The 8,919-nt window shown below is 45.2% G+C and carries 9 protein-coding genes; all 9 read right to left on the reverse strand.

What is annotated here, in order from left to right; all coding sequences use genetic code 11:
- Nucleotides 1-13 precede the first annotated feature (13 nt).
- Nucleotides 14-1,279 (reverse strand): DegT/DnrJ/EryC1/StrS family aminotransferase, encoded by a 1,266-nt coding sequence (locus CLFS41_RS10465; RefSeq protein ID WP_045092236.1) that lies wholly within the window; start codon nucleotides 1,277-1,279, stop codon nucleotides 14-16.
- A gap of 41 nt (nucleotides 1,280-1,320) precedes the next feature.
- The gene (loaP, locus tag CLFS41_RS10470) at nucleotides 1,321-1,833 is read right to left on the reverse strand and encodes an antiterminator LoaP (protein ID WP_045092237.1); all 513 of its coding nucleotides are present in this window, start codon (nucleotides 1,831-1,833) and stop codon (nucleotides 1,321-1,323) included.
- Between the two features lie 228 nt (nucleotides 1,834-2,061).
- Complete coding sequence (locus CLFS41_RS10475; protein WP_045092254.1) at nucleotides 2,062-4,005, reverse strand: nucleoside-diphosphate sugar epimerase/dehydratase; 1,944 nt, start codon at nucleotides 4,003-4,005, stop codon at nucleotides 2,062-2,064.
- 95 nt (nucleotides 4,006-4,100) lie between these two features.
- On the reverse strand, nucleotides 4,101-4,787 hold the full coding sequence (locus CLFS41_RS10480; RefSeq protein WP_347468103.1) for a hypothetical protein: 687 nt from the start codon (nucleotides 4,785-4,787) through the stop codon (nucleotides 4,101-4,103).
- Between the two features lie 106 nt (nucleotides 4,788-4,893).
- On the reverse strand, nucleotides 4,894-5,943 hold the full coding sequence (locus CLFS41_RS10485) for an LCP family protein (protein ID WP_045092238.1): 1,050 nt from the start codon (nucleotides 5,941-5,943) through the stop codon (nucleotides 4,894-4,896).
- Between the two features lie 30 nt (nucleotides 5,944-5,973).
- Nucleotides 5,974-6,693, reverse strand: coding sequence for a CpsD/CapB family tyrosine-protein kinase (locus CLFS41_RS10490; RefSeq protein ID WP_045092239.1), 720 nt, complete (start codon nucleotides 6,691-6,693; stop codon nucleotides 5,974-5,976).
- A 17-nt stretch (nucleotides 6,694-6,710) separates the two neighbouring features.
- Entirely contained in the window at nucleotides 6,711-7,505 is a 795-nt protein-coding gene (locus CLFS41_RS10495) for a Wzz/FepE/Etk N-terminal domain-containing protein (RefSeq protein ID WP_347468104.1), read from the reverse strand.
- An 11-nt stretch (nucleotides 7,506-7,516) separates the two neighbouring features.
- Nucleotides 7,517-8,236 (reverse strand): CpsB/CapC family capsule biosynthesis tyrosine phosphatase, encoded by a 720-nt coding sequence (locus CLFS41_RS10500; RefSeq protein ID WP_045092240.1) that lies wholly within the window; start codon nucleotides 8,234-8,236, stop codon nucleotides 7,517-7,519.
- Complete coding sequence (locus tag CLFS41_RS10505; RefSeq protein ID WP_007871021.1) at nucleotides 8,226-8,753, reverse strand: hypothetical protein; 528 nt, start codon at nucleotides 8,751-8,753, stop codon at nucleotides 8,226-8,228. Before CLFS41_RS10505 ends, CLFS41_RS10500 begins: the two co-directional genes overlap by 11 nt.
- Between the last annotated feature and the right edge of the window lie 166 nt (nucleotides 8,754-8,919).

Consider the following 8,919-nt stretch of genomic DNA (forward strand, 5'->3'; position numbering starts at 1 on the left):
CACCTTTTAATCCTCATTCAAAACAATTCTTAATTATCTCAATAATTGTTTCCTGCTGCTGGGCCGTCATCTTATTATCACTCGGCAGACACAATCCCCGATGGAAGATATCCATGCCTACATCTAACGGCATACCATCCTTTCCTTTGTCTCTACCTTCAATATATGCATTTGTATTCGCTCTTGCGTTCCCATCACGGGTGATAAAGCCATTCATTCTATATATGGGCTGCATGTGCATGGGTTTCCAGATTGGACGGCCTTCGGCATTATATTTTGATAAATTTTCCAAGATCTCTGTCGGACAGCTTTTACCGGATTGACTGATATATAAAGCCTCTTTTTCTCCTCTGACCTGCTTACACATTGCCACCTCATCAATTAACATACAGCTCAGCCAGAAGTTAGGTTCCGATTTATCACTATTATACGGATTCATCCGAACCGGTAATCCTGACAATCCCTTTTTATACCGCTCATAAATTTCCCTTTTCTGCTTAATGTGTTCCTCTAAATATGGATATTGCCCACGTACAACGCCTGCTATTAAATTACTCATACGATAATTGTAACCTAATTCCTCATGTTGGTACCAAGGAGCATTTTCTCTAGCCTGCGTAGACCATTTGCGCACCCTATTTGCCGCATCAAGGTCATCTGTCAGCAGCATGCCCCCTGATGAACCAGTAATGATTTTATTTCCGTTATACGAAATACAATTATACATACCAAAGTTTCCTGTTTGAATGCCTTTATATGTCGCGCCAAGTGATTCAGCAGCATCCTCTACAATCACAGCTCCATGTTTGTCACATATTGACTTGATCTCATCTATTTTGCCTGGTGTACCATATAAATGTGCTACTACCACTACCTTTACATCTGGATAAATTTCAAATGCCCTCTCTAATGCAGCAGGATCCATATTCCAGGTATCATACTCTGTGTCAACAAAAACCGGAATTCCCCCTTCATAGACAACTGGATTTACAGTGGCGCCAAAGGTTAGGTCGGAACAAAAAACCTTATCCCCGCATTTGACTCCTGCAAGCTTCACCGCCATATGTAATGCCGCTGTTCCGGTGGAAAGAGCTACAGAATACTTACATCCTATCTTCTCGCAGGTAAGGTGTTCCACTTCATTAATGTTGGCTCCTACTGTAGACATCCAGTTGGACTCATAGGCTTCCATCACATATTTTAATTCCGGACCGTGCATGGTCGGTGAACTAAGCCAAACCTTATTGGCAAACTTTTCATAACACTTTGTTGTATCCATTTTGTTTCCTCTCCAGTTCTTGATTGATATGGTATTTTTAACTACTCCCTATGCACAATCTCCAACCCTACCTTCACATCCATCCATCTGCCAAACATCTCAATCTGAATCACTGCAAGCCTTTTATGCCTGTCAATAGATGTAATCTTACCTTTAAATTTTGACAAAGGCCCAGACATTATGATAACCTTGTCACCTTTAATAATTCCCTTGGACATTTCAGCTAAATGGGAACTGCCTCCCATCTTCTGCAAAAACACCTTTTCTTCCTCTTTTATAGGAACAAATTCCATTCCATCTCCAAGAATTCTTGTTAATCCCGGTACTTTTTTCAATTCCCAGAACAGTACATCCACCTGTTCTGTAACAAGAAAGATATATCCCGGAAATAAAATATATTGTTCCTTATGCCATTCCCCTTGAAAGCGCTTCATACGTTCGTAGTATGGAATGAAACACTCCTTCAAAGCAGATTCATCTATTATCTTTTTACTTAACTGCAGTACTGCTTCTTCCCTTCCGGCTCTAACTTGTACTGCATACCAGTTTTCCATCTCCAATCCTCCAAATATGTTCCATGATCTAATTGAGAAATCTCAATCTGGATTAGACAGCATTGATTAAATAGGGCAGGCTTCGCCATTCCATGGACAGGATTACGATGCCTTGGATCAACCAAAGCAGGTAATGTTCTTTCCACAGATATAGCTTAACAATATAACAGGTATGATCCCAGAATGCGGCAAAGCGACAATTCTGCGTCCATACCCTTTTTCTCCCCTCTACTTGCCTCCCATGTTATACATTGCGATTCTTTTGTGAATAAAAGGCCTGTCCGCATTTAACACTGCAACACCGGGTTCCAAACCAGCTGCGGCTTCTGACGCAGCAATATCCGCATCCGAACCTTTATAATGGTATTCCGGCACCAGATCACAAACCATCTGCCGTATATTCCCTGTTTCATTCTGGGCAGCTTCCCCCAGGCGGTTAAGCGCTTTTTCAAACCGCTCATAATCCATCTGGATGGGTGTTCCTATCAATATCCGCTCATTTTCTGTTTTCTGAAGTCCTTCCTCATCCATGAGAAGTTCTTCATACAGCTTTTCACCTGGCCTTAGCCCTGTAAAGCAGATGTCTATATCCTTGTACGGTTCGTAGCCGGATAAACGGATCAGGTTCTCAGCCATGTCCAGAATTTTTACCGGCTTCCCCATGTTCAGTACAAAGATCTCCCCGCCCTTTGCGTAGGCACCGGCCTGTATCACCAGGCTTACGGCTTCCGGAATCGTCATGAAATAGCGTATGATATCCTTATGGGTAACTGTCACTGGGCCGCCGTTTTCTATCTGCTGTTTGAATAATGGGATCACGCTTCCGTTGCTTCCCAGAACATTTCCAAAGCGCACTGCAACAAACTCGGTCCTGCTCTTTTGATTGCTCATCTGTATAATCATCTCGCAGAGACGTTTGCTTGCTCCCATGATATTTGTGGGGTTTACCGCTTTATCTGTGGAGATCAGGATAAAGCGCCTGACTCCATATTTGATGGCGGCCCTGGTCGTCTTATAGGTTCCCATCACATTGTTTTTAACGGCTTCACAGGGGCTGTCCTCCATGAGAGGCACGTGCTTGTGGGCAGCTGCATGATATACAATGTCAGGTCTGTATGTACGGAACAGACCTTCCAGCCTGTTTGTATTGCGTACAGATCCGATCAAAACCACCAGGTCCAGCTGAGGGTATATGCGCCGGAGTTCCTGCTGGATCTCATAGGCATTGTTTTCATATATGTCAAATATGATAAGCTGTTTTACCTGATGTCCTGCCAGCTGTCTGCACAGTTCGCTTCCAATGGAGCCTCCGCCGCCGGTGACCAGGACCACCTTACCTTTTACATAACCCATGATCTCATCCAGATTGGTTTGGACAGGCTCCCTGCCCAGCAGATCCTCTATCTCCACCTTACGAAATCTTGAAATCGTAATTTCCCCATTGATAAGCTGATATACGCCGGGAAGCATTTTAACCTGACATCCTGTTTCCTGGCAGATCTTTAAAATATCCCTTATATCCTCCGGGGAAGCCGTGGGAATCGCCACATAGATTTCGTCAATTGCCTTATCCCGGACAAGTTTTCCTATATCCTCACGGCTGCCTGCAATGGATATGCCATCTATGACACGTCCAAGTTTGTCCTTGTCGTCATCTACCATGCAAACAGGATATCCATGGAATTTTTCACTGGTTTTCATTTCCTTTAATATTAATGCCCCTGCCTGCCCTGCTCCAACGATCATCACCCGCGCAGGCCTGTTTTTTTCAAGAAAGCGGTTGATCCGGTTTATTATCTTTTGAAGCACCTGAAAACTGGCACGTCCGCTCATGGCTGCAAATGTTATCAGAACAAACCACAAAATGTAATAACTTTTTGGCATGCGCACTTCAAACATAAGGATCCCAACAGACTGTGCCAGGGCAGCAGCCAGACAAGCCAAAACCACCTGCAGCATTTCACGGATTCCTGATACACCCCACATAATGGCATAAAGATGCCCTGCATAAAAAACAAGGGATACCACTGCCATTTGAAGTAAGCCGTATTTCCACACTTCCCTGGCATACTCAATGGGAATTAAAGACAAACTCAAGTCAAATCGCAGTCCAAGGGCAAGGCATGTACAGATCCAGACCATTGCCATGTCATATACCCAAAGTATCCTCATCCTCACACGCTTGCTGTGGGGCAGGTACGCTTCTAAATCCAGTTTATTTTTACCTTTCACTTTCATAATCCCCTTTTGTGCCGTTGTACAGGGCCTTAACGTTTGTAGATTACGGAAAGAGTGCCTGAATTGGGAATATTAAACCAAAGCATCTTGGATGCGGTATCGATCCTGTTTGGCTGGATCAAAGTCCAGGTACCTGTCAGGTTATTGTAAAAAAGAACCTGCACCTCTCCCAGTCCGTCAACCAGGTTTGGAACATACAGCGGGACTTCCACCAGACCGGCCTTTTCCGTATTGGTTGCTGCATCCTTTGTGACGATGGCATGTGTTCCCACAAGTGCGTTATACCCGGTCAAATCCACACCTGGAACCACCTGGTTTAAAGGCTGGCCATTATTAATACCATTGATTGCGTTTACGGCAATTTCGGGAAGACCTGCTACAGCGCCGCCCCCTCCCTGTACAAACTCAAGTGCCGTATTTCCCACAACGGCCTGACCTCTGCTGTTTGTGGTAACCGCTGTCTCGCCTGCAGTCTGCCCAACGCCAATTTCAACCGCATTGGCTCCCTGCCCGGATCCGGTTACAGAAGAACTGCCTGATGTGGAACCACCGCCCGTAGCGCTATCCACCCGCTCCCCGATGTCATACTCACTATCTCCGCTGTTATCCCCGATCACCGGGCCTGTACCCGGGCTGTTGGCTCCATAGGAGCATACTGTCTGTGACGCTGCAAGTGCAGCAATTAATGCCATGGCTGCAATCCTTTTTTTCATCATTTCTTCCCTTCCTTTCTAACATCAGCTATTTATAATAAGTATTTATTACATACCTATTTTCATCTTTTTTTACCGGTGTATACAAGCTTAGTATTCAGATTAGTATTCATTCCTGCCGGTAAAACATATCCAAAATAACAGACTGTATCCCTGCCTGATCAGGATGGTACTCGTCATAGATCGGAGTCTCCTTTGCCTGGCCGGGAAGTGTGATCATATCTGCGGCTCCCACATCCTGCCCGCTGCCTAAAAAGGCCAGCGCCATATCCATGTATCTGTCTTTTGACATATCCGTTACCATATAGGGTGATATTTCGTTCATGATTCCCGGCACAAAGCTGTCACCCTTTCCAGCCTTTTCCACGGCAGCCCGCAGGAATCCTTGTATATAAGATTTCTGCCGTTCCGCACGGTCCAGTGCGCTTTGGGCTTTCCCGGTATCCCTGTAACGGATGTATGCTTCCGCCTGCCTGCCCATGAGAGTGACTGTATTTCCGCAGATAAATTCAGGGTCAATCTGTTCCATTCCCTGATTCTCTATGGTTACGGCAACGCCCCCAACCCCGTCATTGATCACCGGCAGGGCGGACATGCTGACTGCCATGTATCCGTCAATGGACAGCCCTCCCAACAGATTGCTGACCGCTTCCGCCATGTACCGGCAGCTCTTTTCCCGGCCGTCTCCATAAGCATAGGCTAAGGTCAGGTGCTGAATATCCCGTCCCAGAATATTTCCGCTTAAATCAGTCAGCGTAATCTCCGTCATGGTATCCCTTGGTATCATAAGGATCCTCACCTTATCCCTGGCAATGTCCTGGGCAACAAGGAAAATTGCATCAGCCTGTCCTCCTGAGCCGGCAACTGTGGGTTCCTTCAGGTTTTGGGGCCTGTCTATACCCATACACAGTATGGCTTTTACATGGGCGTTTCGGCGGTATATTTTTCCCTGGTATTCAATCTTTTGCGATTCGCTTTCCAGGTTGTCTTCAGCCTGTTCCCGGCGCCACTGAGCCACATCTTCCGCCGATGTCATCTTCTCAGCATACAACCGGCTTGTGTTGTGAATAAAAAACAGAGTCAGCAGAGAGAGGAATGCAACAACCGCCTTCTTCCAATTCTTATGGTTTGGATTCTTCCTGTTTTCTGTTTGCTTCATATATGTTATTACCCATTTCTGTCCATAGACTTATGCCTCTATACCCCCTCCCCCAGTATTTCTGTAATATTTCCCATAGTATTTCCCATAATATTTTTTGTAATATCCATTCTCATATTCCTTGTCTACCCGGTTCAACACAGCTCCCAAAATACGGCACCCGCTCTTTTCTAATTGACCTTTTACTTTCTGGACCAAATGATAGCTGATAGTACCGCTCTCTATTACAATGACTGCCCCGTCACATTGATTAGCAATAATGGCCCCGTCAATGAGATTTGCCATTGGCGGTGTGTCAATGATGATGTAGTCATACCTTTCCTTGGCTTTTTCCAACAATTCCCGGAACAATGAGTCTTCCAACAGTTCAGCCGGATTTGGGGAATAGGGACCAGCAAGGATGATGTCAAGATTTTCCACGTCAGTGGCATAACAGATCTCATCCAGGGATTTTTGTCCGCTGAGATACTGGGAGAGCCCATTGGGATTGCCCTTGATCTCATACCTTTTTATCAGTACAGATTTGCGTATATCCGCATCGATCATCAATACCTTTTTTCCTATGCTGCCAAGGGAGGCGGCCACTGAAAATGTAATCTCACTTTTCCCCTCATTGGGCAGTGAACTTGTGAACATGATGGTTTTCAGGCTGCTTCCGCAAAACTGCATATTGGTCCGGAGCGTTTTGATGGACTCTTCAAAATGATAATTCTTCTCCCCTGTATTTTTCAGATTTAATATTTGATCCATACCTCGTCTCTCTCCTCTCAGCCATTTTTTGATATGGGCTTCTGTTTTTTCCGGCTTTTCTTTCGCTTGTTTTTTTGGACCAACGGATTATTTTCCGTTTCCCCATTTTCAGGTATGGCGGCCAGAACACTGATTCCCAGATACCGGGACACATCTTCCTCAGAGCGTATGGTATCGTTCATAATAACCTGAAGGGATATGATACCGCAGGCTGCCACGATCATGGCCAGCCCTCCCAGCGCCGCGTTTTTCTTTATATTAGGGGATGTAGGGACAGAGGGAACCACACCGTTCTCTATGATCTTAGGCGGGATCATTTCCATAATATCCCCAATATAATCTGAGGACGCCTTGGCCACCGCATCTACAATGGCCTTGGCTCTTACCGGATCAGTGTCTGATACTGACATGTTTAGGATCCTTGTATCGGCAGGGTTGGAGATGCGTATCATATTTTTTAATTGGGTGTATGATAGATTCAGCCCCTGATTTTCAATCACCTGTTCCAAAACAGGCCTGCTGGTGATCATTACACTGTAATCCTTTGTGAGCTGGCTTCCTATCTGCAGATCGGCCAGGGAGGTCAAAGTTGTCTCCTTTGACAGTACATACACCATGGAGGTGGACGTATACACTGGTTTTAAAATCATTTTGCTGTATATACCGGATCCGAGGCATCCCGCCAACGCGGCCAAAATGATCACCCATGCTTTTTTCTTAAATACAAACAATAACTCCAATACATCAATTTCAATTTCGTTCTCGTTCCGATCTTCATATATGTTGTTTTCCATTGCTGTTACCTTTTCCATACTTTCTTTTGCTATATCATTCTGTCCAGAAGAATGAATTCAGGATTTACCATGGTCACCTGAAGCGCTGTGTTCCCCCCTATATTGCGTTCAATCCATGAAATTGCGTTTTTGATGTCCGGTGGTCGGTTCCATGGATTATGCATATCAGTGGCAATGAAATGAATGATCCCTTTTCTTAAGCATCGCTTACACCTCCTGGCACGTTGATCCGTCCATCCGCCATCCAGACTCCGGGAATTCATCTGAAGATATGCCCCGCATTCAACCAATTCCGCCAAATCCTCCAGATGGTTAAGGGATGTATAACGCTCCACATGGGCGATTACAGGAAAATAGGAAGCCTGTATCAACTGGCGCACTGCCCTTTGGATCCTGCCCAGGCTGTCCGATGGTTCAAATTCCACCAGCACATATCTGCTTCCGGCCAGGGTAAGTGCTTTATTCTGGTCCAGATAAGCTGTAAGGCTTTCAAAATACATGATCTCCTGCCCAAGGCTGATCCCATAATCCTGTGCAATGGATTTTGCTTCCAGATCCAGGCGTGAGCCTAAATCCTGAAGTTTTTCCACATCCTGCTTATATGTATAATGAGGGGTAGCTATGATGTGCCGTATCCCCTGGTCATATGCCAGCTTTAACAATGCCCTGGATTCCTCCCAGTCCCGCGCCCCGTCATCCACTCCAGGCAATACATGGGCATGTATATCGATCCATCCTTTATTCAACATGATTTCCTTCCTCCAGCACCTCGCTCATGCATTCATGGATCCCTCGGATCACATCGATCCCGCTTCTGAAACTCATCTGCTTTTTAGCATTTCTCAGTATGCCCTGAATACTTGCGTTCCGCCTGGAATATACTCTGATGGAAAAAAGATGTTTGGCCGCGCATATGTTGTTGGGATTGAATTTAACAGGCTGAAATTTTTGATCAGATTCCATGTGTGGTAAATCTTTTTTTGTTTTTCTTGCAGAAGAAATATTCACCATATGCCTGTATTCATTACACTTGCTCGGCACACCTGCCATGTCCATAATGCGCTCAAGCTGTATCAGCATATTGTCAAGGCCAAAGAAGGGGAACGGCTGCTCCTGGTAAAACGTCTGCAGATAGCCTTTTGCTATACTGTTGTAATAACATTCGATCACAATAAACATGGTGGCTGTATATTCGGGATATTTTCCGCCGTCCCTTGGGATATCGTCTTCCGCAATGATGTAGTCTTCAAGCATTCCCGCGTCCATACATCTTCCTTTCTATACTCAGAACCGCCTGGGATTCCTTATATTTAATCGGACACGACATTTGATTTTGGTTACCACAGACTATTCATTCTGCGGTCAGCCAAATTATGGAAATACCACAGAATATTCATTCTGCGGTACTTCCATAGTATTTTTCAAGGTTGAG

This window comes from Clostridium sp. FS41 (genome assembly GCF_000954015.1).
Classification (GTDB): domain Bacteria; phylum Bacillota; class Clostridia; order Lachnospirales; family Lachnospiraceae; genus Enterocloster; species Enterocloster citroniae.

Excerpts from the sequence above, each read along its gene's own strand:
- CLFS41_RS10465 (WP_045092236.1), bottom strand. The coding sequence starts at position 1,279 with ATGGATACAACAAAGTGTTATGAAAAGTTTGCCAATAAGGTTTGGCTT.
- loaP (WP_045092237.1), bottom strand. The coding sequence starts at position 1,833 with ATGGAAAACTGGTATGCAGTACAAGTTAGAGCCGGAAGGGAAGAAGCA.
- CLFS41_RS10475 (WP_045092254.1), bottom strand. The coding sequence starts at position 4,005 with ATGAGGATACTTTGGGTATATGACATGGCAATGGTCTGGATCTGTACA.
- CLFS41_RS10480 (WP_347468103.1), bottom strand. The coding sequence starts at position 4,787 with ATGATGAAAAAAAGGATTGCAGCCATGGCATTAATTGCTGCACTTGCA.
- CLFS41_RS10485 (WP_045092238.1), bottom strand. The coding sequence starts at position 5,943 with ATGAAGCAAACAGAAAACAGGAAGAATCCAAACCATAAGAATTGGAAG.
- CLFS41_RS10490 (WP_045092239.1), bottom strand. The coding sequence starts at position 6,693 with ATGGATCAAATATTAAATCTGAAAAATACAGGGGAGAAGAATTATCAT.
- CLFS41_RS10495 (WP_347468104.1), bottom strand. The coding sequence starts at position 7,505 with ATGGAAAAGGTAACAGCAATGGAAAACAACATATATGAAGATCGGAAC.
- CLFS41_RS10500 (WP_045092240.1), bottom strand. The coding sequence starts at position 8,236 with ATGTTGAATAAAGGATGGATCGATATACATGCCCATGTATTGCCTGGA.
- CLFS41_RS10505 (WP_007871021.1), bottom strand. The coding sequence starts at position 8,753 with ATGGACGCGGGAATGCTTGAAGACTACATCATTGCGGAAGACGATATC.